The sequence below is a fragment of the Photobacterium jeanii genome (assembly GCF_001650345.1).
Lineage (GTDB): Bacteria > Pseudomonadota > Gammaproteobacteria > Enterobacterales > Vibrionaceae > Photobacterium > Photobacterium jeanii.
Window position 1 is genome coordinate 372,551 of record NZ_LVHF01000029.1, and the last position, 23,973, is coordinate 396,523.

20 protein-coding genes are annotated in these 23,973 nt (G+C 43.7%); 2 read left to right on the plus strand and 18 right to left on the minus strand.

All coding sequences use genetic code 11. The features are described from left to right. From cutD to A3K86_RS16505, 11 genes are all read right to left on the minus strand, one after another. Positions 1-975 (minus strand): choline TMA-lyase-activating enzyme, encoded by a 975-nt coding sequence (gene cutD / locus A3K86_RS16455; protein ID WP_068333566.1) that lies wholly within the window; start codon positions 973-975, stop codon positions 1-3. A 100-nt stretch (positions 976-1,075) separates the two neighbouring features. Beyond that, complete coding sequence (cutC, locus tag A3K86_RS16460; protein ID WP_068333569.1) at positions 1,076-4,492, minus strand: choline trimethylamine-lyase; 3,417 nt, start codon at positions 4,490-4,492, stop codon at positions 1,076-1,078. A gap of 93 nt (positions 4,493-4,585) precedes the next feature. Continuing rightward, positions 4,586-5,728, minus strand: coding sequence for a 1-propanol dehydrogenase PduQ (locus tag A3K86_RS16465; RefSeq protein ID WP_068333571.1), 1,143 nt, complete (start codon positions 5,726-5,728; stop codon positions 4,586-4,588). A gap of 14 nt (positions 5,729-5,742) precedes the next feature. Further along, positions 5,743-6,000 carry a EutN/CcmL family microcompartment protein gene (locus A3K86_RS16470; protein ID WP_068333574.1) on the minus strand — a complete coding sequence of 86 codons (258 nt, stop codon included), beginning with the start codon at positions 5,998-6,000 and terminating at the stop codon, positions 5,743-5,745. A 24-nt stretch (positions 6,001-6,024) separates the two neighbouring features. Continuing rightward, positions 6,025-7,716 carry an acetaldehyde dehydrogenase (acetylating) gene (locus A3K86_RS16475; RefSeq protein WP_068333577.1) on the minus strand — a complete coding sequence of 564 codons (1,692 nt, stop codon included), beginning with the start codon at positions 7,714-7,716 and terminating at the stop codon, positions 6,025-6,027. A 63-nt stretch (positions 7,717-7,779) separates the two neighbouring features. Next, entirely contained in the window at positions 7,780-8,058 is a 279-nt protein-coding gene (locus A3K86_RS16480) for a BMC domain-containing protein (protein WP_068333580.1), read from the minus strand. Positions 8,059-8,069: 11 nt separating this feature from the next. Next, positions 8,070-8,354 carry a BMC domain-containing protein gene (locus A3K86_RS16485; protein ID WP_068333582.1) on the minus strand — a complete coding sequence of 95 codons (285 nt, stop codon included), beginning with the start codon at positions 8,352-8,354 and terminating at the stop codon, positions 8,070-8,072. A gap of 20 nt (positions 8,355-8,374) precedes the next feature. Further along, positions 8,375-8,653 (minus strand): BMC domain-containing protein, encoded by a 279-nt coding sequence (locus A3K86_RS16490; protein WP_048899356.1) that lies wholly within the window; start codon positions 8,651-8,653, stop codon positions 8,375-8,377. 844 nt (positions 8,654-9,497) lie between these two features. Next, entirely contained in the window at positions 9,498-10,004 is a 507-nt protein-coding gene (locus A3K86_RS16495; protein WP_068333586.1) for a FidL-like protein, read from the minus strand. A gap of 2 nt (positions 10,005-10,006) precedes the next feature. Next, complete coding sequence (locus A3K86_RS16500; protein WP_068333588.1) at positions 10,007-10,807, minus strand: winged helix-turn-helix domain-containing protein; 801 nt, start codon at positions 10,805-10,807, stop codon at positions 10,007-10,009. Between the two features lie 362 nt (positions 10,808-11,169). Beyond that, a complete protein-coding gene (locus tag A3K86_RS16505) occupies positions 11,170-12,048 on the minus strand; it encodes a LysR family transcriptional regulator (protein WP_198160439.1) in 879 nt (292 codons plus the stop codon). A 181-nt stretch (positions 12,049-12,229) separates the two neighbouring features. Here A3K86_RS16505 and A3K86_RS16510 point away from each other — a divergent pair, with 181 nt between their 5' ends. Next, on the plus strand, positions 12,230-13,294 hold the full coding sequence (locus A3K86_RS16510) for a linear amide C-N hydrolase (protein WP_068333594.1): 1,065 nt from the start codon (positions 12,230-12,232) through the stop codon (positions 13,292-13,294). Between the two features lie 136 nt (positions 13,295-13,430). Here A3K86_RS16510 and A3K86_RS16515 read toward each other — a convergent pair whose 3' ends face one another. Both A3K86_RS16515 and A3K86_RS16520 read right to left on the minus strand, forming a co-directional pair. After that, entirely contained in the window at positions 13,431-14,639 is a 1,209-nt protein-coding gene (locus A3K86_RS16515) for a dicarboxylate/amino acid:cation symporter (protein ID WP_068333598.1), read from the minus strand. A gap of 437 nt (positions 14,640-15,076) precedes the next feature. Then, the gene (locus tag A3K86_RS16520) at positions 15,077-16,357 is read right to left on the minus strand and encodes a lipopolysaccharide biosynthesis protein (protein WP_068333601.1); all 1,281 of its coding nucleotides are present in this window, start codon (positions 16,355-16,357) and stop codon (positions 15,077-15,079) included. A gap of 254 nt (positions 16,358-16,611) precedes the next feature. Here A3K86_RS16520 and A3K86_RS16525 point away from each other — a divergent pair, with 254 nt between their 5' ends. Beyond that, positions 16,612-17,328, plus strand: coding sequence for a lipoate--protein ligase family protein (locus A3K86_RS16525; protein ID WP_068333604.1), 717 nt, complete (start codon positions 16,612-16,614; stop codon positions 17,326-17,328). 393 nt (positions 17,329-17,721) lie between these two features. Here A3K86_RS16525 and A3K86_RS16530 read toward each other — a convergent pair whose 3' ends face one another. The 5 genes from A3K86_RS16530 to A3K86_RS16550 form a co-directional block, all read right to left on the minus strand. After that, positions 17,722-18,336 carry a redoxin family protein gene (locus A3K86_RS16530; RefSeq protein WP_068333607.1) on the minus strand — a complete coding sequence of 205 codons (615 nt, stop codon included), beginning with the start codon at positions 18,334-18,336 and terminating at the stop codon, positions 17,722-17,724. 170 nt (positions 18,337-18,506) lie between these two features. Further along, positions 18,507-18,767, minus strand: a complete 261-nt coding sequence (locus A3K86_RS16535; RefSeq protein WP_068333610.1) for a hypothetical protein — start codon at positions 18,765-18,767, stop codon at positions 18,507-18,509. A gap of 268 nt (positions 18,768-19,035) precedes the next feature. Next, complete coding sequence (gene tpx, locus A3K86_RS16540; protein ID WP_068333612.1) at positions 19,036-19,530, minus strand: thiol peroxidase; 495 nt, start codon at positions 19,528-19,530, stop codon at positions 19,036-19,038. An 819-nt stretch (positions 19,531-20,349) separates the two neighbouring features. After that, on the minus strand, positions 20,350-22,140 hold the full coding sequence (locus tag A3K86_RS16545; protein ID WP_068333617.1) for an ABC transporter ATP-binding protein: 1,791 nt from the start codon (positions 22,138-22,140) through the stop codon (positions 20,350-20,352). After that, on the minus strand, positions 22,134-23,930 hold the full coding sequence (locus A3K86_RS16550) for an ABC transporter ATP-binding protein (RefSeq protein ID WP_068333620.1): 1,797 nt from the start codon (positions 23,928-23,930) through the stop codon (positions 22,134-22,136). Before A3K86_RS16550 ends, A3K86_RS16545 begins: the two co-directional genes overlap by 7 nt. Between the last annotated feature and the right edge of the window lie 43 nt (positions 23,931-23,973).

Here is a 23,973-nt window from a genome sequence, read left to right on the forward strand (position 1 = left end):
TTAATGTCGAACTAAGCGAATGTCGAAATCGAACTGGGTAAAGAAATCACTCAGTTTCGTCAGTTCTTCTTCGCTATATCCAAGGTCTTGTTTGATGGGATAGATCATGTCGAGCTTGTCGTATTTGGTCTTACCAAACTGGTGGTAAGGCAAAACATCGATGCGTTGGATATTACCGTTGCCACGTTTCGCAAGATCCATCACGTATTCAAATGCACCGGTGATCGAATCATAAGAATCGTTATAACCACGGATCAGCGGCATGCGGATCACGATATTGGCACCGAGCTCAACCAAGCGTTCAAGGTTACGTTTCACCCCTTCGTTACCAATTCCGAATAAATCTCGGTGTTGATTGGTATCGATTTGCTTGATGTCGAATAGGAACAAGTCGACGCACTTAGCTAACTTTTCGTAGTTCTCAATTCGCGTTGTACCTTGGGTTTCGATCGCGGTATTGATCATCTGCTTTTTGCATTCAGTTAGCAGCGCCGCCGCAAAATCGGTTTGCATGCTTAACTCACCGCCACCCAGGGTCACACCACCACCTGAAGACATGTAGAAATCATAATCTTGCATAATGATTTCCATCAGCTCCGCCACAGTGACGTCTTTACCCATCACATCGAGCGCGTCGCCCATGCACACTTCTTCACATTTGCGACAGCCAATACAATCCACGGTACGATCCACTTTATGAACGCGATTACCGTTGGCATCAGTGGACATCAGGTGCACGCCCGCCGGACAAACCTCAGCACATTTGCCGCATTGCACACACTTATCGTGGCTTACCATCACTTGGAACTTACTGCTTAGCCCTTCAGGGTTGGCACACCAGTCACAACGCAAATTACAGCCTTTGAAAAAGATCAGCGTGCGGATCCCATCACCGTCATAAATGGAGTATTTTTGAATATTAAAAATACGTCCCTTTAGTTCTGTTTCATTACTCACTTGTGCTATCCCAGTCATTGTTATTCTCCTCACTTCGCCTGTGCGCTTGCCTGTGCTCACGAGATCAGGCTTGGTGTTGGTTTGTAATTAAGGGGGCTTTATGCCCCCTTAGGCTGGGTTAGAATTTCTCAAGTACGGTACGGCTGATGATTTCGTCCTGAACTTCTTTACAAAGCTCTACGAAGTAAGCACTGTAGCCCGCCACACGCACGATCAAGTCGCGGTATTTCTCTGGCTCAAGCTGCGCTTTCTTCAACACTTCGTTATCAACGTAGCTGAACTGCATTTGACCGTTACCAAGGATTGATGCGGTACGTAGCAAGGTGATCAAACCGTTCTTACCTTCTGGCGTATCTAGCAAGCCTTTCAAGAACTTGAAGTTGTGCACCATACCGATGTTCATGGTTTCAACATTCATCTTGCTCACTGACTTGATGATTGCCGTTGGGCCATGTTTATCTGCACCTTGAGTTGGGCTGATACCGTCCGACAATGGCATCCATGCTAGACGACCATTTGGTGTCGCATTGGTTAGCTCACCGATTGGGGTGTTGTTAGAGATAGACAGGGTGCCGTGGCTCATGGTGGAGTACAGCATTTGATAATCACGACATTCGCGTTCAGTCCACTCGGTAATATCCAAAGCAAACTCATCGGCGTAGTTGTCATCGTTACCGAATTTCGGTGCGTTCAAACAATCGCGACGTAGCTCTTCAAAACCTTCAAAGTTCGCCAGCATCGCATCACGCATTTGCTCTAGGGTGTATTTCTTATCTTCAAAGACCAGTTTGCGGATCGCAGCCATTGAATCGACGTATGTCGCTAGACCCGAGAAGATCAAACCAGGACCGTGGTTGATCACCGCACCACCAGCAGCAACGTCTTTACCTTGTTCCATACAACCTTCAACCATCAGAGACATCAGTGGTTTAGGTGCAACATCACGGTGAACACGTTGGCTGATCACGGTACCGATCGCCGACAATTTGATGATGTGTGCGACTTGCGCTTTCACTGCTTCATCGAACTGTTCGAAAGTGTGGATCTGATTGAGATCGCCCGTATCCAAGCCTTGGTAGCTATCAAATAGCACCATACGACCACGGTTTAGCACGAACTCAATTGCAATCGGCCATTGGGTGTAACCTGTTGATGTCCACTGGTAAATACGACCTGATTTTTGAGGTTCTACACAACCCATCAAGCAGTAGTCACGTGCATCTTCAAAGTCATACCCTTTGCGTAGCATCATCTTGATATGAGAGTCATCGAAGTGACACGCAGGGAAGCCCATACCCGCTTTAACCACATCCACAATTTTCTCAAGGTAGTTCTGTGGTGATTGGTTATGAATACGACACGCAAGCGATGGTTGGTACACTTTGACGTAGCGAACAGCGTCCATGATCATCAGGGTTAGATCATTGGTCGCATCACCACCTTGACGTTTCTGACCACCAACCGTTAGGTTGATGAACGGCTGGTAACCTGCAAAGTATTTCGCGCCAAGTTCGCTCGACATCCACATCAGCTCAGCACACTTGATGATGAAAGCCTGCATCATTTCCAATGCTTGATCTTCCGTCAGGCGACCAGAATCGATATCCGCACGGTACATTGGGTAACAGTATTGGTCCAAACGACCTAACGATAAGCCTGTTTGGTTTTCTTCCACTTCAAATAGCGACTCAATAGTCCAGATGCTTTGCAGCGCTTCTTGTAGTGTTTTCGGGGGATTAGCTGGCACATTTTCGTTAGTTTGCGCGATAGTCAGCAGTTCTGCACGGCGTTGTGGATCCGTTTCTTTTTCTGCTAGTTCAAGAGCATGAGCCGCGAGACGGTGAGAGTAAGCTACCACACCTTCACAAGTTTCAATCGACGCTTTGTAGAAGTAAATCTTGTCGATGTCGTCTGGGTTTTCCATGCTTAGCGACGCCAGTTTCTCTTGCGCGTCAGCTTTGATGCCGTTCATACCTTTGGTGAACAGTAGGATGTCGTAACCCGGGCAAGTATCACCGCCACCATTGATTTGGTGGTAAGACAAATCACTGACAAAAGTCTCGCCACTGAAGTCCCACAGACCGGCTTCACGGTATTGTGCTTCACAGATTTCATCCAGTGAGCGACCTTCCCAGAACGGTACGATTTCTTCGCGGATCACGCGCTTGTCTTCTTCAGAGATCTCAAACGGATCCTGTGGACGCGTGCTCATGGTATCAAGCTCGTCGCGTACCCAGCGCCATGCGATATCTGGTGAGAAAGCACCTGCACGAGGCTTACCACATGGGTGACCAACGATTAGCTCGTCATCTTGGATCAATAGTGGTGCCGTTTCACACGCGTAACGAAAAGCTTTAGCTCGCAATAGGATCAGCGGTAAACCTTGGTTTTTCTTGGTTACTTCGGTGAACGCTTGCGCACGGTAGATAGACACACTTGGACGCGCTTTCAAGTAGTTGTTACGAAGGCGCTGCATACGTGGCGTTAAGCCTTCCATCTCTTTCACATCGCACGCGCTATCCGTTGCTGGCGCAAAACAAGGTGTTGCTGCTTGTGGTGCAACCGCTCCCGCTTGGAACAAACGCATTTGCAGGCCGTTGTTCAAGCTGGCAAGGTTGTTACGCGCCGCCAGTAACATAGCTGACAGTTCATTTTGAACCAGTTGGCTGTCGGTCATTGCACCGCCCTGCACCATCCAGTCAAACATTGGGTAGCCTGTATTCGCCATATCGGCACGCACTTCAGACAGCTCAACCAATTTCAGCCATAGGCATTCAATCACTTCGTACGCTTGTTCTGGGGTGATCACACCGGCATTAATATCACGTTGGTAGTAACCGTATAGCGCCTTATCGAAACCGATATGACCCACTGCGTAACCGCCGTTATCAAGGTGCATCATCAATTGAATTAGGTAGAACGCCTGGCACGCTTCTTTAAAAGTGCGTGCTGGTTGACCCAAAATATGACGTAGCGTTGCTGCTGATTCTTGAAGTTCCGCTTTGCGGTATGGGTGCATTTCAAGGTTTGCTTTCGCTTCAAGCTCAGCCGCCAAGCGTTGCGTTAAGGTTTCAGCACCTTTGCACGCAAGCAGCATTGCTTTGCCTTGGTTTACTTCGTCCATACCGTTGCGGCTAATAGCACTACCGATATTTTTCAGACGTGATTCCATGTGTTGTGCTAGCACATCAAAACCTGTGCTAATCACTGTCATGTAATCGGGTGTATCTGTGTTGTCGCTATTTAAGAAACCAAATACTGATGGGCTGTTTAGCTCTTCTTCAGTGTGGAAAATAGCACCACGAAGGGCTGATGATTGACTACCCACAATCAGTTCGTCTTGACCAATGTAGAGCGGTAGATCTGCCATCAATTGGCTAAAGTGTTGCGCTTTTTTCACTAGTGGTGGCATACCAGCAATATCTTCACCGATTGATGCCAAAATGGTTGCGCGCTCAGAATTAATTGAGCTGTTCTTCGCAAGTAATTTTTCTGCCAGCATTTTTACGCGTGGCGTTAGAGAATAGTTGGCCATGTTTAGCCTCTCCTACTATTTTGTTTCCCTGTGGCCAGCAGAACTGGCCACTTGAATATTGGATAAAAACTGAAATCAGATTAACGGCTAACGCTAAGTTAACGAGGCCGATAGAAAGCTCTGGCGATACAAGGTTTCCAGTTCTGTTTCACTCGCTGAGCGTGGACTGGTTGGGGTACAGTTATCTTGTTTCGCCAGTGTCACCATCGCAGCTAACGTGGCATTAAAGTCGTACTCTGTGATCCCGCAGGCTTGGATATTGGCAGGCAAACCCAATTGCTCACGCAACACGTCAATGGCAACAATCAAGCTACGTACACCTTCCCGCGCATTTGCGGCTGGTAAACCCAACAATGCTGCAAGACGGGTGTATTTTTGCGCTGCGAGTGTGTCGCACTGGCCTTGATAATCGGCGTTGAACGCTACCACTTGGCTCATCAACAAAGCATTGGCACGACCATGCGGTACACCAAACTTGCCGCCGAGGGCGTGAGCTAAGCTGTGCGTAATACCAAGCGAAGCATTAGTGAACGCCATCCCTGCAATGCACGATGCGTTGTGCATTTTTTCGCGAGCATGCAAGTCACTGCCTTGCTGGTAGCAATCAAGCAAATGACGGAATACCAACTGCACTGCTTTTTCAGCCAGCGCATCGCTAAAGTCCGACGCTTGGTTAGACACGTAAGCTTCAAGCGCATGGCAAAGCACATCCATCCCGGTATCAGCGGTAATACTGGCTGGCACTGATTTCACAAGGTTCGGATCGAGAATGGCGAGATCTGGCAGCATGTACTCATCCACCACCACCCATTTTTCGGTATTCGATTTAATCACCGAAAATGCCGTTACTTCTGAACCAGTACCACTCGTTGTTGGCACGGCAACAAAGTAAGGTTTTTGCGCCAATTGACCGCCTTGCGCCAAGGTGTAAATCACCCCTTTCGCTGCATCGATCACCGAGCCACCACCCACAGCCACCACCACATCAGGCTGTGCTGCCACAAAGGCTTTCATGCCATTTGCAATCACAGAAAGATCAGGGTCTGGCGTGACATCAGCGAACACATCAACCGTCATGTGATTGGCTTGCAATGGTTGAGTTACCATCTCGGCAATACCAAATTTCACCATGGCTTGATCTGTGATCACCAATGCTCGCTGACCTTGTAAGGCACGCAGCTTATTCAGTGCATCCGCACCAAATTGAATTGCTGGTTTGATTTGAAAATCATTCATGGTTGTGCCTTTTCCTATCGACCTTGATGGATCTTTTCGACAATCGCGACAATCGACATCGCTTTGTAATCATGCTTGTGCAATGCGAAGTACTCTTCGACTAACACTTGGTCACCAACCCCAGCACCAACACTGTCGACCGCGACATAAGTGCGATCTTTAATCGGTTCTAGGTCATCACCCAATGCCGTAACCAACAACAAATTCGAGCCACGTAGTTCATCACTCTTCTGGGTCGCGACAACGTGCCCAGTCACTGTTGCAAGAATCATCTTCTTACCACCTTGGTTATTCGGTTATGACGCCATGCGACCCATGACTTGTTTAATGATTTGCTCGACTTGTGCTTCCGAGATGTCATTACACGCATCGTGTTTTACAGTGTCATTGGCTGGCGCAATAGGTGCTGCGGTTGAGGTAAAACGATCATCACCATTTGAAGTCGTCGCCACTGGTGCTGTCGCGGCAGGCGAACCGCCAGTGAAACGGGTATCTTCAAAGATACTGACAGGTTTATTCGTTGCCGCAGGAGCTACGGGAGCTGGCTCTTGGTACGAGGTGTAGCTTGGTTCACAAGCAGGTACTGTTGCCGCAGAAACAGACGCAGCAGGCGCTGTCGGTTGACGCAACTCTTCAATCGAACGTACGCCGTAACCCACTTTTCTCACGTTAAGCAAGTTCATTGGGCCCACGTTGTCAGAACTTGAACCACCACCAAGCGCACCACAACCAAGAGTCAGTGCTGGCGTCAGATTTGAGGTTGCACCGATACCGCCAAGCGCAGCTGGGGTGTTCACTAACATTCTGAAAACAGGTTTTTCCAACGCGAACTCACGCACGATGTCGGTGTTTTGGGTATGAATCACCAAGGTATGACCCATGCCTTCGTTGGTCAGCAGTTCCATGACACGCGCACAAGCGGTATGCCAATCTTCTTCAACATACAGACCTAGCACTGGGCAAAGTTTTTCGCGTGAGTATGGATTCTTCGGTGAAACCGTCGTTTGAGGCGAGACCAATACTGTGGTGTGAGCAGGAACACTAAAGCCCGCTTTTTGCGCCACAGTCAGTGCACACTGACCAACCATTTCAGGGTTAATCATGCCGTTTGGACGTAGCAAGAGCGCAGCCAATTTCTCTGACTCTTGTTCGTTCATCAGGTAAGCACCCTGACGGATAAGTTCTTGATGAACTTGATCGTAAATACAACGCTCTACAATGATGGATTGCTCAGACGCACAAATCACACCGTTATCAAACGTTTTGCTGGTGATAATGTCTTTCACCGCTTGCGGCACATTCGCGCTGCGCTCAATGAACGCTGGACCATTACCCGGACCGCCACTGATTGTTGGCGTACCAGAAGCATAAGCCGCGCGTACCATGCCTTCACCGCCCGTTGCTAAGATCAAAGACACGTCTTTGCTCTTCATTAGCGTTTCAGTCGCTTGCATAGTTAGCAATGTCACACCATCAACGATTCCGGCTGGCGCACCTGCTTCTTGAGCTGCACGTTTCACCACTTCAATCGCTTGTTGGCTACACACTTTTGCATTTGGGTGAGGCGAGAAAATAATCGCGTTACCCGCTTTAAGCGCAATCAGCGTTTTGTAGAAAATGGTCGACGTTGGGTTTGTCGACGGAACAAGTGCGGTGATCACACCAAGAGGTACACCGACATCCATGACCTTATTCGCTGAGTCATCAGCAATAATGCCCACAGTTTTCATATCGCGGATATGTTCGTGTACTTGGGTTGAAGCAAATAGGTTTTTAAGTACTTTATCTTGCCAACGACCAAAACCTGTTTCTTCGTGTGCCGCTTTTGCTAATGGTTCAGCGTGGCGGGCAGCTTCTGCTGCAATGTGAGCAACAATTTTATCGACTTGTTGTTGTGACAACTTCGCAAATTGGCGCTGTGCATTTTTCGCATTCTTCACCAGCTCGCGAGCGGCTTGAATGGATTGCAAATCTTTATCTAACATCATGACCAATAATCCTTCATCTTACTTCCCGCTAGCGAGGCAAGCGCCTTGCCAGCAGGATCACCCTCATGCTTGATGCTGAGAGGCAATTTTTTCGATGTCGTTATGAGGGCGAGCAATCACACGATGCGATACAACCACACCAACTTTACGAGCCGCTTCGATACCAGACTCAACCGCTGCATTCACAGCGCCTACATCGCCTTTCACCATCACGGTGACCAAGCCAGAGCCCACATTTTCGTAGCCGATAAGTTCAATATTTGCCGCTTTGCACATAGCATCAGCCGCTTCAATACTCGGAACTAACCCTTTTGTTTCGATAAGACCTAATGCGTCTTTCATAGGATTTTCCTTTATTCAGTCACTGTGTATTGAGAAACGATTTTCTCAATGTCAGCATGAGGACGCGCAATCACAAGCGAAGTCACGACTTCACCTACGCGCTGAGCAGATTCAACACCAGAATCAACTGCTGCTTTAACCGCACCCACATCACCACGAACCATGGCAGTCACTAAGCCTGAACCCACGTTTTCGTAGCCAATTAATTCAACATTGGCAGCCTTACACATCGCATCTGCCGCTTCGATACAAGCTACTAAACCTTTGGTTTCAATCAGCCCTAATGCATCTTTCATTACTAAACTCCTTGCTCGCCTTAGGCTTTGTGCTTAATAACGATTTTGTCGATGTCGTTGTGTGGACGTGCAATCACAAGCGAAGTCACAACTTCACCCACACGTTGTGCAGACTCAACGCCTGAATCAACCGCAGCTTTCACCGCACCTACATCACCTTTCACCATTGCAGTGACCAGACCTGAACCCACGTTTTCATAGCCAATTAGCTCGACGTTAGCGGCTTTACACATTGCATCTGCAGCTTCTACACACGCCACAAGACCTTTTGTTTCAATCAAACCTAATGCGTCACCCATGTTTGATTCCTCCGTTACTGGGATTAAATATTGTTATTGGAAGGCTGCTAAATGACTGAAGGCTTGTTGTGATAGAACGAATTGAACAAGCCATTAGCGACCTCGGAACGACTATATCGCCCCAAGATCGCCAATGGCAGATTACTCGGCATGGGTGAGATATTTAGTTTATTACTCTATAAATAAGCGCTATTTATCTTTTCTTTTATGGGTTATTCCTGTTTTTTATCTTTTTACGATTTTGCCTAACAGCATATTTCACCTTATATAGCGAATTAGCGCCGTTAGAAATCCTTATTGAAAATGGTTCTTATCTGCAGGCAAACTCAGTCCTAAAACTGTGAACTGCGCCGTCTTGTAATCGCAGTTTGAAAGTAAGGTGAAGGAAGAATTGAGCGGAATTTGACTAGCAAATACGGCACAAGTCAGTGTTGAACAAGCAAATGAAAAGCCAAGCACTAGGCCAAGAGTAAGTAACTAATGATAATTTGCTTATTAGGGTTTTCGACCGACAGCCAAGCCACTCAAAATAACGCAAAATGGTAAAAAACGGCGTGACCAACTTTGCCAGCAGGCTGGCCTGGAGCTAAAAACGTTGAGCACTTAGAGCGACAAAATCACGCAACGACATTCAGTTATTAGTAAACCGCAGTTATAAATGAGTGACCGGTTATAGATAGGTCAGTTCTGATTGCGTTTAAGTTTAGGGCTTGGGGCTTGGGGCTTGGGGCTTGGGGCTTGGGGCTTGGGGCTTGGGGCTTGGGGCTTGGCAAGATGAAGAAGTCAGATAAACCGCTAAAAACAAGTAAGAATGAGCAAAGACTCATTCCTACTTGATACCAGATTAACCCGTGATAGAGCAGACAAACAGAGGCGAGTTAATTGAGCTCAGCAACACAGTATCGTGGTTAAGTTGCTGCACTTGTATTTGCAACGCGTGGTTACTGTCGGACATTTCACGCATAAAGTAATCGAAAATTACATCCGGCGTTTCATCAATGGAAGATTTGCTTGATGACCAGCTTTTTACTTTGTACATCCGCTCAAGATCAGAGACCCGCTGGCTATAATACTCAAACTTCACATACCGCTGCATGTAAAGCCAGCCAGCCTTGGAATCTGAATAACCTTCCACCACCATCGAGCCAGTGCCGCCGGTAGCAAAATGGAAATGCACATTTACATTCACGGTTTCTGTCTCAGTATCTTCAAAGTGCATGATGGCGCGAGCGGCACACTTCATTTCGCCGCTATTCTCAGGCATCACTTTAGATAAAAAAGGCAAAGTACAAAGCAAAAACAGAATAAGCGCATAAAAGAAAAAGATCTTACCGCCTTTATTTGAGTGCATGCTTATTTCCAAGAATAGTAAAAGTAGTTATCGCAATAGGCATAGGGGTTATTGTCGTTTTTGGCACACTGCGCCATGAAAGTGCGCCCTAATCCTTTATTTTTAAATTTATCACTGTAATAAAAAATAAATCGCCGATCATCATTACATTCTAAGCCGAGTTTTTTCCTCACCGCATCGAAACTATTTCGGTAGCTTTTTGCCATTTCAGAATTAATCATGTTTTCATTCGAAAACAGCTCACAAACACCCGATGTCACTTGGTTCAGTTGAACGATATTGATCGAACGTTCAGAAATAATAGCCGTCCATAACAACACCAATGCAGCAGTAAACAAGGCTGCACTAGCCATCATCCAATTACGCTCTTGCTCCTCTGTTTGCTCTGGTAAGTCATCATCACTGTGTTTAGCCTTCGCTGCTTTTTCCGGCGTAACCTCTTGATTGGAAAAGATAGGATGCAGCGGATTATCGTCAACGACTTCAATCAACAGATCTTTATTAATTTCCAGTCGACCACGAGCAATGGTGACAATCACATCATCGATCTGGTAATTACGAAACGATTTGCGTAATAAACTCAGATACTGATTAAGATTGCTGTTTGATGAAGTCAGCCCATTATCGTCCCATACTTTTTTCATGACTTCATCACGAGTGATCACCCCAGGGTGCTGTAATAAAAAATACAGTAAGGCATTCGCAGTAATAGAAAGGTGGGTATCTGAAGTACCATTATCATCAATGCTTAATGTTGCATCGGTAGCATCATAATAAAGAAATCCATTAATCTTGTACTTCATCGCTCGAAATTAAATCCATTTAAATAAACATTTTATATACTACTTCATTCGCGCACACTCACTCTGTGGTACGACACCAGCATGCTTTATTCATATTTATGCAGCAGTAAAAATAAGCCACATAAATACTAGTGATATGGCAATTCCGATTCATGATTTAGATCAATTTATACTTGTCGTACCAGTATGTAATTCATGGTTCTGTCAACTAAATCACATCTCACAAATTTTATTGAAGAAGAATGGGTAGAGACTGCCCTAATAAATATTCCTTTTAAGAAAAGTTTTAATGAAGACTTTAGAATTATTACTAAAAAGGATACGTATGACATATCTAACCTTTTACTCTTCCTTTCATATGTCTACTCTCTATCAGCTAATGCTGTCACTTCTGACAAAAACAGCTCCATAGCAGCATTCATTGGTTTACCTAAAGCCCATATCACTTCTGTCGACCATTGATTTGGCCGAGTCGTTTCCGTCGGGCTTAAGAAAAACTGTTCTACGTCACCATTTTTCAAAGCTGAATAACATAAAAACTCAGGTAACAGCCCCCATGTAGGGGAAGACTTAATTAGTGCTAGAGTGCTTTGCATATTATTGCTATATAGCATTCGATTACTAAAGTTATGCGTTTCCTCTTGGCCCAACTGCTTCATAAACAAAGCGCCAACTTGCAACTCACCTCGGAGCTCTTCCGCACTCACCACTTTGTTTTTCAATCCAAGAGATGGCGAAGCAACCGAAATCACTCTAAAACGATAACCATCCGCAACCGACAACTCATGATGACGATGAAAAGTATTCAGACTAAAGCCAATATCTGCTTGGCTCGTCAGCACCCAACTTCTGACCTGCATTGGATCACCGTTTAGAACCTGTAACTCTAGCGTTGGATATTTTGTCATGATTGAAGATAAAATCTTAAACCATCGGTCATCCGTTAAGCACAAATCAACAGCAATCGATAGCTTAGTTGGCACACCTTGTAACAGGCTATTTGCCTTTATTGCTAGATGTTCATTCTCACGAATCACAGATTTGGCATACTGATAAATCTCTTTACCATATTGAGTAATTTCTAACGAACGCGGCTTTCTAACAAAAAGATCTAACCCCATTTCTGCTTCAAGATTTGCCACTAACCCACTGATTGTTGTGGTGTGTTTTCCTAAACGATAGCTAGCTTGCTTGAAGCTTCCTCTTTCTACCGTCTCAACAAAAGCCTCAAGTTGCTCCAAAGTTACTGCCATATATCCCCCACATTTACTTCACTAACAAAAATAGCAGTTAGAGAGGGTTTAAGCCACTCTTGGTGATGTTCACTGTCTACGACGTAACGATGATAATGGCGCCATCCAAACGAAAAGATTTGCAGGTCATATCATTATTACCTGCACCTCCCAAGCCAAAGGTGTGATTATGAAATCGACAAAGCTAAACAAAATTACCATTGCCGCTCTTGCTGCTGTTTCTATTTCAGGTGCAATCTCAACTGCGAACGCATGTTCTCGTATCATTGCCGATACGGAAGCTCATGGCATTACCGTTGCACGCTCATACGATTGGGGGGAGCGTCTATCAAGTGTTGCTAAGGTATCACCAATTGGTATGGAGCGTTCATCTCGCCAAGTGCCAGAATATACCAACCCAGCAACATGGAATACGAAATACCAAACTGTGTATTTTGAAGAAATTGAAACATTCCATGGCACAACAGGTGAAGCAATTAATACCGAAGGATTCTCAGCTTCATTGCTTTATCAAGACCCATCAAAAGCCTTTATTAAAGATGCGGCTGATAACGGTACACCAGCTCTTCATCTATCAGATATTGTGCCTTTCTTAGTTGAAAACTTTAAAACTGTTGATGAAGCCGTAAATGCATTTAATAACGGTGAGTGGCAAGTTGCTTGGAAAACCGGAATTGCGGGTCATCAACATGGCTTCCACGTATCTGTGCAAGATAAAGCAGGTAATATCGCCTTGTTCCAACTTAATGCGGGCGGAGAAATGAAAGTTCACCGTGGCGATGCAAATTCTGACTTACGTGTTATGGCAAATGCCCCGCTTCAGCAAGATCATCGTGCTTATGTTAAGACATTTGATATGACTGACGCTGAAAAACTGCCAGGTTCTATTTCATCCCGTGATCGCAATGTTCGTGGCTTATATAACTCAGCCAATACAAAGTGGACTGCGGATGAAACTTGGGAACAAACTAGAGGAAAAATGAAAGCAATGTTTGATGCTGGTAACCTCGTTAGCCAAGATGTTATCGACCCAACGAATGGTGCAACATACGCAACATGGGAGACTTTCGTTTACAACCTAGAAAACGGAGAGATCACGTACTTTAATGCTGATACCGCGACACAAGTCTCAATGAACCTTAACGATATCAAGCAGTTTACTACGCCAATGTGTGCTGATTTAGTCTCACAAGCGAGTAATGGCGGTAAATTAACCTTTACTACCTGTAGCTAATTTTTGTTACTCACTTCGATGTTTGCTTAATGATTACTCAGGATAACAATCCTTCTACATGAGTAAAAACATCCCCACCTTGTGTAATGCCAATGTGGGGATGTTTGCTTTAAATCAGTTAGACTCGTGTACGTGCCTATACCTCTGTTCGCTCTAATTCCGAGCTCAACTCACCCTCTTTATTAAACACACCCTCTAGCATTAGAGTAAGCGCGCCGTCACCTGTCACATTACATGCGGTACCGAAGCTATCCTGCAATGCAAAAATCGCAATCAACAAGGCAACACCGGCAGGATCAAAGCCAACGACACCGACCACGATCCCCATAGAGGCCATCACAGTTCCTCCTGGAACACCTGGCGCACCAATGGCGAAAATACCAAACAACAACACAAACAACGCCATAGTGCCAACTGATGGAATAGCACCGTAAAGCATCAGTGAGATCACCATAATAAATAGCGTTTCAGTTAGAACCGAACCACATAGGTGAATGGTGCCGCCTAGTGGAACCATAAAGTCGACCGTTTCTTTACTTAGCACTTTCGACTGACGAGCACTGTTTAATGCCACGGGCAAAGTCGCTGCGCTCGACATAGTGCCGACAGCAGTTAGATAAGCAGGGCCGTAATGCTTTAACACTTCCCACGGATTTTTACCGGAAACAGCACCCGCTAGCGTGTAAAGCACTGCCAACCAAATCATGTGACCAATCAGTGCAAGCACCACGATTTTTAAAAACACGGGTAATTGCAGCGTCAACGTGCCTTCGTATGCCAACCCAGCAAAAGTACTTGCAACAAAGAATGGTAGCACTGGGATCACGGCTGATTTGATCACCAACAGCATCATTTTTTCAAACTCATGCAGTGCTTTTTCAAACACTTCCGCTTTGGTTTTAAGCGTGGTGATACCTAATAGAATTGCAACAACCAGCGCTGTCATCACCGACATCACAGGTGGAATAGCAAGTTTGAAACTGGCGTCAGGCAATTCTTGCAAGCTGTTCATTACATCGGGTACTGACAAATGCGGAATAATCACCAAGCCAGCCGTATAAGCAAAAGTTGCCGCACCAACCGCCGATAGGTACGCCATGCCAATGCCCATACCTAACATTTTATTGGCGTTATTTTTTAACTTAGTAATCGCAGGCGCGATAAAGGCAATGATCACTAAAGGTACAGTAAAGAAAATAAACTGCCCTAACACATATTTGATAGAAACAACCACTTCCATCACAGATTCATTTGCCAATAAACCGATGACAGAGCCAAACACAATGCCCATTAGAAGCTTAATGATCAAAGACCATTCGCTTTTCACTTTTTTATCTTTATTCATAATATGATTTCTCAATCCATTTATAGAAATACACAAGTAATTCCAAGTAAAACAAAACCACCTAAGGCACTGAAAGAAGCACAAAGAGAGAAATAAGCGATTAACTTATTCGTTAACGAATAATATTTGCGCTAAGCGGCTAGAAACCGTCTTAATTTATAATATTCAATAGGATATAAGAAAATCGCCATAATCAAATGAATGATTTGGTATATATTATTCGACTCAGGCTGTTTTATTACAAATTTGAAACAGGATTATAAATGAACACTGACAATAAAAAGTGACACGTAACATAAAAGTAGTTATCTGCTTTATTAATAACCACTTTTAGTTCGCATAACGTGATTTAACTAAAATTTAAATTATATAAAATTGAGCTTAAAATAACCCATTTCACAACTTTCACGTCATCTTCAATAAATTAACTCTCGATATTACAGCCCCCGCAGAATGCGGTGCTCTGCAATGCTAGAAAGCACAAACATCATCATATAGCCCATGCAGAGCGCCACTATGATCGCAACAACGTTGGCAGTAAACAAAGATAACAAATAATACGCACCAACTAAGGTCACAATGCCACTCAAACGGATCAGTAAGCTTTGCGTAAAGTGACCATGCGCTTTGATATAAGCCAGTTGATAGGCGTTCAGCATCATAAAAACAAAGAAAATCGAGAAGTGAAATAGCACAGGTACAGCACCACTGTACTGTGGCGGGAATACCCACATTACAATTTCTCTTCCCCACAATAGCATGGTAAGGAAAAACGTAGCCCCGACAGCAAATGACAATCTAAAGACCCAACGACGAATGTCTCTAATTTGCTGATGTAACCCCTTACGAACACATACCGACAGTTCAGGCAGCACAAACCGATAAATAGGAAAGACAAACAACATCGTCATATAAGTAAATACTGGACGAACAACAACTTGGAAATCCCCGAGCTCATCAAGGCTGAAGTGGCTGATCGTTAACAGAACAGTAATGTAAATCATCAGAATGCTGGCTCCAGCTTCAAGTGATGCCGTAAAGCTTTTTTTCACATAACTGATCAAAGTGGGATCAAGATGAACGGTTGTCAAAGGTCTAGTTGCAATCTGTTTTCGACGGCTAACATACATAAAGAGTGCAACACCCAATGACGACAGACTCAAGCCATAGAATAATGACGACAACGCATCAAGCTGAACCACATAATAACAGAGCAAAAATAGCACCACATTACTCAGAGGCTCCAGCCACGTGACCCGGTTTGAGATACTGTAAAGGCGATACATGGCAACCAAGTTCGTAAAGTAAACCTTCAGCCCCATACTGACGATAACCCCTACCAACTGGAGATAACCAACATTGATGTGTAGCTCATGTTTGATGTATGGCAATACTATCCCCCAAGTAACCAACACCATCAGAATCAAGCTAAAACGAAAGATATTGATAATATCGTGATCATTTTTTGTCTGACCATAGCTCACCACCATCGATGAACGAAAGCCGGTCATTAAGATCAAAGATAACGAGATAATATCAATCACACTGTTAAAGAGAGCGAGATCGTTTTTTGGCACCCATTGTGCCAACCAGATTTTAAACAAGAACCCAACCGAGATACTGGCTAGTGTTGCCCATACCCCAGTAATGAAAGCTTGTTTCAGGCGAGGTAAGACTTCTTCTGGCAAAGAGGAGGATTGAACATCAAGCTTAGACATATAGAAACAATAATAACTAGTTTGTCAGCATGTTAACGGATTTACCCTATCAAATCCCCCTTACACGATAAGTTAAAAGGAAAATTAACCTTACCAAAATGATGATTCATGCTCATCAGCCTGCCACTCTTTAACACCTAAAGTTTGTACTATCTGTCAGCTTTGAAAAACTGCCACAATACAAAAAGTTACTGATTAAACGACTCGACTACTATACAGTGATCATTCGCCTCACTCGCTTCTGGAGATCATCTATGCCATCAAACAACAAACTGGTACGTTACCAAAGTATTGAAGTTAACGCTGCGTTTGAAAAAGAGAGTGAGTTACTTCAGCAAGTTCAAAACAATGAATTAGCGCAGGTGCTTTTGCTGTGGCAAGCCAAAACACCAACTCTAGTGCTACCTGCTGGCAATAAGTGGCAAAATACCCCAGAAAACGAAGCGCAATTACTGCAAACAGGTTGGCAACTCTGTGCACGCAAAACTGGTGGCGCTCCTGTACCGCAACAACCGGGGATTATTAACCTGTCCCATATTTATCATTGGCCACAAGGTGAGGCTTACAATATCCAACAAGCTTACCTTAGCCTATGTCATGTACTCACTGCATTCTTCGCGGAATTAGATGTTAAAGTTGATATCCATGCCACACCAGATTCGTATTGTGACGGCGATTACAACTTAAATATTAATGGGCAGAAAGTGGTGGGAACTGCGCAACGCGTGTTGCTGAAAAAAGGTGGCGGACAGGTAGTACTCTCTCAGGCCTGTATATTATTAGACGTTGATTTAGTCAAAGCGGTGCAACCCGTAAACCTCTTCAATCAACTCTGCGATAACCCGACGGTAGTAAAAGCAGAAGTGCATACCCCGCTCTTTGCGCACCTCAAAACACCGCTCGCCGTTGATACCTTATATCAAAAACTCACAGAGGCGTTTCTTCAATACACTGACCATTCCAGTCAATAAGCGAGAGCTATTTACTATTGGTTGCTGAACAAATGACTTGGCACTGAAAAAAGACATTTGAATTTAGAATCATGGCATCGAGCTTTTCATTATCAAAATGCTCGTCGAGTGCTCTTGCAATCCAGATTAAGCTCAGCCCGAACAAACAAACCAACATCAATAATACTGCCTTGGTGATCACTTTCGGTTATCCTCATATCCTGGTTAGTATTCCAGCCTGAAAGCAATGCGAAGCTTGTCGGCGGTTTATAGAAATTACGATGTAATCTTTCGATATCACGCACTATTGCCCATTACATCGAGCAATAGTACGTAACCTTATACGGTGGTCACTTTATGGTCTGAGATTACTTTTCATGGTGAAAGTAAGAAGCTAAAAGTTACCAACCTTCTTTAGATATATTGTTGAGCAACTTTAACCGCTTTAGCCAAATCTGGCGTAGTCGTTAACTCAGGCACACGCTGGATATGACGGATCGTGTTTGTTTTATCAACGACAATAATGGTTCGAGTTAATAAGCCAATGCCATCAATTTGCGTCCCCGTTTGATTACCAAAGCTATGTGATACTGAGTCTGATAAGAAAGTGACTTTATCGCTAATCTTGGCGGTTTTAGCAAAACGCGCCTGAGCAAAAGGCGTGTCAGCACTTACAGCCAAAAATTCAATGCCTGCGATAGAATTTGCATTAAGGTAATCACTTAGTTCGTGTAATTGCTCGTCACATACCGGAGTATCAACAGAAGCAATAACACTATAAATACGAACATTTTTAGCTGTGATAGTCGTATCAAAGTCACTTAAATCATTTTTTTTCAATAAAACACTTGGCATTTTCTCGCCAATTTTCACAGCTTGACCTGTTAAGCGTAAAGGAGATGATTCAAGTGTCACAATATTACCTACTCCTAACGGTGCTGAATCATTCACAGTTGTAAATTTATCAGCTGCTAACGCAGAAGTTGATATCAAGCATGAAACTAATGCAGAAACTAAAGTTTTTTTCATAAAAAATCCTTTTGGAGACTTTAATAACATAGCTATTATTATCATTTTATTTTGCTATGTTTTGTCACACAACAAACCACGTTAAAATGTACTTAACCTTGGAATTATCGTGTTATCGACGTTACTAATGGTAATGTTAAACGAAAAGTATTTAAACGATACTCGTTATGCTAACACATACTTAATTTAAGCTGTTTTTCCATATCAATTAAGATATCAAGAGCTTCATAATTATCAGTTAAGTCGCAAAATATAAACTCAGATTTAATTTTACGTAAGATACCTTTCGCCAAAATATCTTTATCTTGAGTATCAAGAAACTTACTTTTAATATAGAAGCACTTAACATATAGCTTTAATTTATCTATGTTATCACCTTCAATTCCAGTGACTTCCTGATACTCTTCGATTTTCTCAAGTACAGTTTTCATAGTAAGTGCTTATACTCGCTAATTTAAATACTGGCACACACCAACAACCAAACTCACACTCGCCAAGTAAACTATTTAAAGGCCGTAAATACAATATTCCGACTAAATCATCCTAACCTGAAGGGGGGATGGTTAAGATAAATTCTGTACTTCATATGGTTAAATGCGACACTATAATAATTACGTCTTAGCGTTTAAGACGTTGTCATATGTAGTCAGAAGAATAAAAGAGCGCTCAAAGGCGCCCTTTTGTATCAATACATTAAGCTTATAGAGAAGCAAGTGCCGCTTCGTAATTTGCTTCTTCAGTAATTTCAGATACAAGCTCGCTATGTAATACAGTGCCTTCTTCATTTAGAACAATAACAGCACGTGACGCAAGGCCTTTTAGCGCACCTTCATCTAGATTTACACCGTAATCTTCAGTAAATGAAGGAGAACGGAAGAAAGAAGCCATTTCAACTTTATCTAAACCTTCCGCGCCACAAAAACGACCTGTCGCGAATGGAAGATCAGCCGAAATACACAGTACTGTTACATTGTCTAAGCTTGAAGCTCTTTCATTAAACGTGCGCACGCTCATCGCACATACAGGCGTATCAATACTTGGGAAAATATTTAATACAGCTTTTTTCCCTTTTAGACTCTCTAAACTAAAGTCACTTAGTTCTGCAGAGCATAATGTAAAATCAGGTGCTTTTTGACCTACTTGTAGAAAAGAACCTGATACTGAAACAGGGTTTCCTTGAAAAGTAATTGACATAACTTTATTCCTTTTTTTGTTTTATTAACTGACTTATTTAAGTTGAGGCGATAGTACTTGTATAAATAAAAGTTACAAATCCGACCACCGTTTATATTTCTTATTAATCGATTACATTTGGATGAAGTTATATGTAAATATATACCACCCTAATTTTATAAATCACATCTAAAATATGATATTTCGATCTTTTCAATTGATATTTATATCAATTGACTGGTAAAAGCCACCATAAACCATCCTTTTATACTTGCATGGTGACGTTAATTTGACAATTCACTAAACAATGTTTGACAGGGGAAATATATTGAACAGTGTTTTAAGCGTAAAAAAATATACATACCACTAGGAAAATATAAAATTTAAATTTCATATAAATATAATACACCTTTATTTATTGGAAATGTTCGTGTGTTTTTAGAGTGTTTGGATTTCAATATTATTCACCATGCAGCATATTGCTTTTAGTTTATTGAGCACCAATCCTTAAAGAGTATTTACTCTATCATTCAGAGTCTTCACCTTTTATATAGACGACTCTCTAACCATCTCGCTGTAACATTAGATTCTCGACAACATAATTTCACTTAGACCTAGGCGATAACATCAAACCCGCTACTTAAAGTAATTCAACGTCTTTAAATGTTTCTTGTATAAATCAGTATCCAAACCACGCTTAGAGCTAGACAAAAAAGCTCCAAGCAACAAATGATGCTTGGAGCTGTTTACTCGGTTTACCTATGGTGACTAACTATTAATGCTTCATACTAATACACGTATTTAACACAGGTTGCCCAACACAGTTAGCACAAACTAAGCTCAACTTGCCGCCAACACCCAGCTTTGGGCTTGTTGTTGCAAGTGCCAAAGCTCATGGTACAAGCCGTGATTGTGGAGTAGCGCTTGGTGCTTGCCTTGTTCGACAATTTTACCCTTATCTAGCACCACAATATGATCCGCGTACTGAACCGTTGCGAGCTTATGGGCAATCACTAATACGGTTTTGCCTTTGACCAATGCCTGCATCGCAAGCTGGATATCAAACTCATTTTCCGGATCCAACGATGCGGTGGCTTCGTCTAAAATCACCATCGGTGCATCTTTTAAAATCGCTCGAGCAATCGCGAGCCTTTGTTGCTCACCACCCGATAAATGCACCCCACCCGCCCCCAACTCAGTTGCTAAGCCATTAGGCATCATGCGCACACGCTCAGCCAATTTAGCAGTTTCAAGTACTTGCCATAGTTCTTCATCACAGGCATCGGCTTTGGCGACGCGAAGGTTATTGGCGACAGTATCATTAAAAAGATAACTGGATTGGAACACTACGCTGACATGTTTCAACCAATACTCTTCATCCATGTCGGTCAGCCTCACCATATGTTGCTGGCTTAGCGGCTGCCCACTTAGTGGCACGCTATCTTTATTGCCTCCAACCCAAATATCGCCTTTATCTAACTCCCAAAAGCGGGCAATTAAGGCAGCTAAGGTCGATTTACCTGAACCTGAAGGTCCTACTAACGCAGTCACAGCGCCGTGTTTAATCGAGAGATTAAGGTCTTCAAACAATGGCTTAGCGCCGGGATAAGCAAAAGTCACATCCTTAAGCTCAACATTCAGTTGGTCAAAAATCGGGGTCTGATTTCCGTTCTTGAGCTGAGGCAATGCCATGATTTTCTCTAATCGCCCAACAGCTAAACCAAAGAAATTAAGCTCAGCCATAAAGATAGACATACTTAACAATGGTTTGAAAAAGCGGGTCGCGGCAATCAAGAACAATAAGACTTCGGCTAAAGTCAACGTTTGACCTAACCAACCCCATGTCACTGCCACCAGCAAGATAATGAATCCAACTTCGACTAAGAAGTTAAAGCTAAACACCGGATACACCGCAGCTACTTCGGCTTTTAGTGCATTGTTGCGGGTATTGCGCAGCACCTCGTCTAAGCGAGCGAACATCCCTCCCACCATACGGTGCGCTTTCAGCTCTTTGATGCCATCCACATACTCCATTACCGCATCGTTAAGCTGATGCATCAAACCTTGCATATAGCTTTGCCACTTTCTGGCGTAATTGCGGGTTAACCAGTAAGCCAACATCGCCAACGGCAAAGTCGATAACATGGCTAACCCCATCCGCCAGTCGGTTGCTGTTAAGCCAATAGCAAAAAACAATAACACGGCAATCGTAGCTATCATTGGGGCATACAAGTGAGTGAAGATCCGCTCAATTTGATCAATGTCTTTCAGCAAGCTGTTATTCACATTGCTAAAGTCGGAGCGCTGGAAAAAGCCCATCGGCAGCTTACGTAAATGGTTACCCAGTTGCTCACGAATTTGTCGCCCTGCGCCAAAACCAATCAAATTGATTTGCATATAAATGGTACGAGCCAATAAAGCCCGTATTGCCATCATCACCACACACGCAAACACCAATCCAAATTGATACTGCACATTGGGTGTTACCGATAACATATCGAGCAAGATGTAATACAGAAAACCAAACGGTGCTGATGCTAAAAACGCATCCAACACAGTGAGCATCAAGGTTTTACGAAAGCCTTTTAATGCGCTGCCCGTTAGTTTATTTAACCGTCTAAGAACTAACATGTTTGCTCTCCTTCACGTGTAGCCACCGTCTCTTCTAACTCTGGTTGTTGACCTCCTAAATGCCATGATTTAGAACGCTGGTGAGCCTCCCACATCGAGCGATAAAGCTCACACCCTGTAAGTAACTGTAAATGCGTACCTTCACTTACTTTACAGCCATCTTTCATCACCACGATTTTATCGACTTGCGTTAAGGTATTAAGGCGGTGAGCAATCACCAGCACGGTTTTTCCTTTCATTAAGCGCGAAATTGCTTGCTGAATACGGACTTCGTTACGGGCATCGGCATACGCTGTGGCTTCATCCAAAATCAAGATGGGTGAGTCTTTCGCTATCGCGCGCGCTATGGCGATACGTTGCGCTTGTCCACCACTCAAACTGCCTTGCTTCACCTTGGTTTGATAACCGTGCGGAAGTTCTTGAATAAACTCATGGGCGCAAGCTGCCTTCGCTGCATTTTCAATGTCTTGAACCGTTAACGCTTCGTTACCCATTCGAATGTTATCGGCAATGGTCTGCTCGAAAATAAACACGTCTTGGAAGACAAAGCTGATCAACGACATCAATTGATCGATTGGCATTGTCTCTATCGCGACGCCACCAATCGAGATGGTGCCTGCTTGATGATCAAAATAACGCGGGATCAATTGTGCGATGGTGGTTTTACCCGCCCCTGAAGGGCCGACAATCGCGGTCACTTGACCTTGCTCAGCAACAAAGCTGACATCGGTTAAGGTATTTTGCGCTGCTTGGTAATGACGAAAATCGACCTTATCAAACACAATATCGGTTGAGGAAATCGACTGCTCTTTGCTGCCTTCGTCTTGCGGAGGGTGAGTACAGAACTGCTTGATGGACTCGACCCCTTTGAGCATTTCACTAAACATGCCACCAAATTGAAGCAAGTTATTCAGCGGATCCATCAAGCCTACGCCCAACAGCATAAATACAAACAAAGTAGGTAGCGCTAAATCGCCCGTCGAATACAACCACACACTAACCGGCAGCAAGAAGACAAAGCCAAGTTCTAACGACAACTTAAACAAAGAAGCCGCTGTTTTGCTGTCCCACAGCCAATCAGTGATCAATTGGTGGTGTTCATCAACCGAGTTTCGGTATTTTTTATGCGAGTCCACTTTCATGTTGAAGGCTTTCACAACCGAAATAGACTTCACGTAATCGACAATACTGATGTGAAGGTTATTCACCACTCGGTAATAGCTTTCGACTCTGTGATTAAAGTCTTTGAACATCTGCATCTGGAGGAAAATCGCAATCGGCAAAGGTAGCAATACCCAAAAAGCCAACCGCCAATCAATGTAGATCAGTACACATGTCGCCATGAGTGGCGTTACTATCGCTGCCGCCATATCAGGCAAATGGTGAGCAATGAAGTTTTCCATCTTCTCGATATCATCCGAGATGATCTTTTTCATGCTTGCCGATGCCTTTTTATTACTTTCACCTAGCGTTAAATGCCCGACCCGCTCAACCACGGTTTGGCGCACCTCAAACAACAGTTGGAAAGCCGCTTTATGAGATAGCAAGCCCGAGGCCAGTTGAAAGGCTTGTTTCGCGATGAGCGACCCACCCGCCGCTAACACCCACAACCACACTTCATTACTATCTGTGATTGTGCCCTGCACAAAACCATCAACCATATGGTAGATAATCAAATACGGCACAATGGCAAATAAGGAATAGACAACCGCCAAGCACATTGACGTGATGACACGTTTTTTCTGTGTGCCGACCAATTCCATCAGCCAGAGGAAGGATTGGTTCTTCATATTTCATCCCTAAATCAAAATTTAAAACACATTAAGAACATGC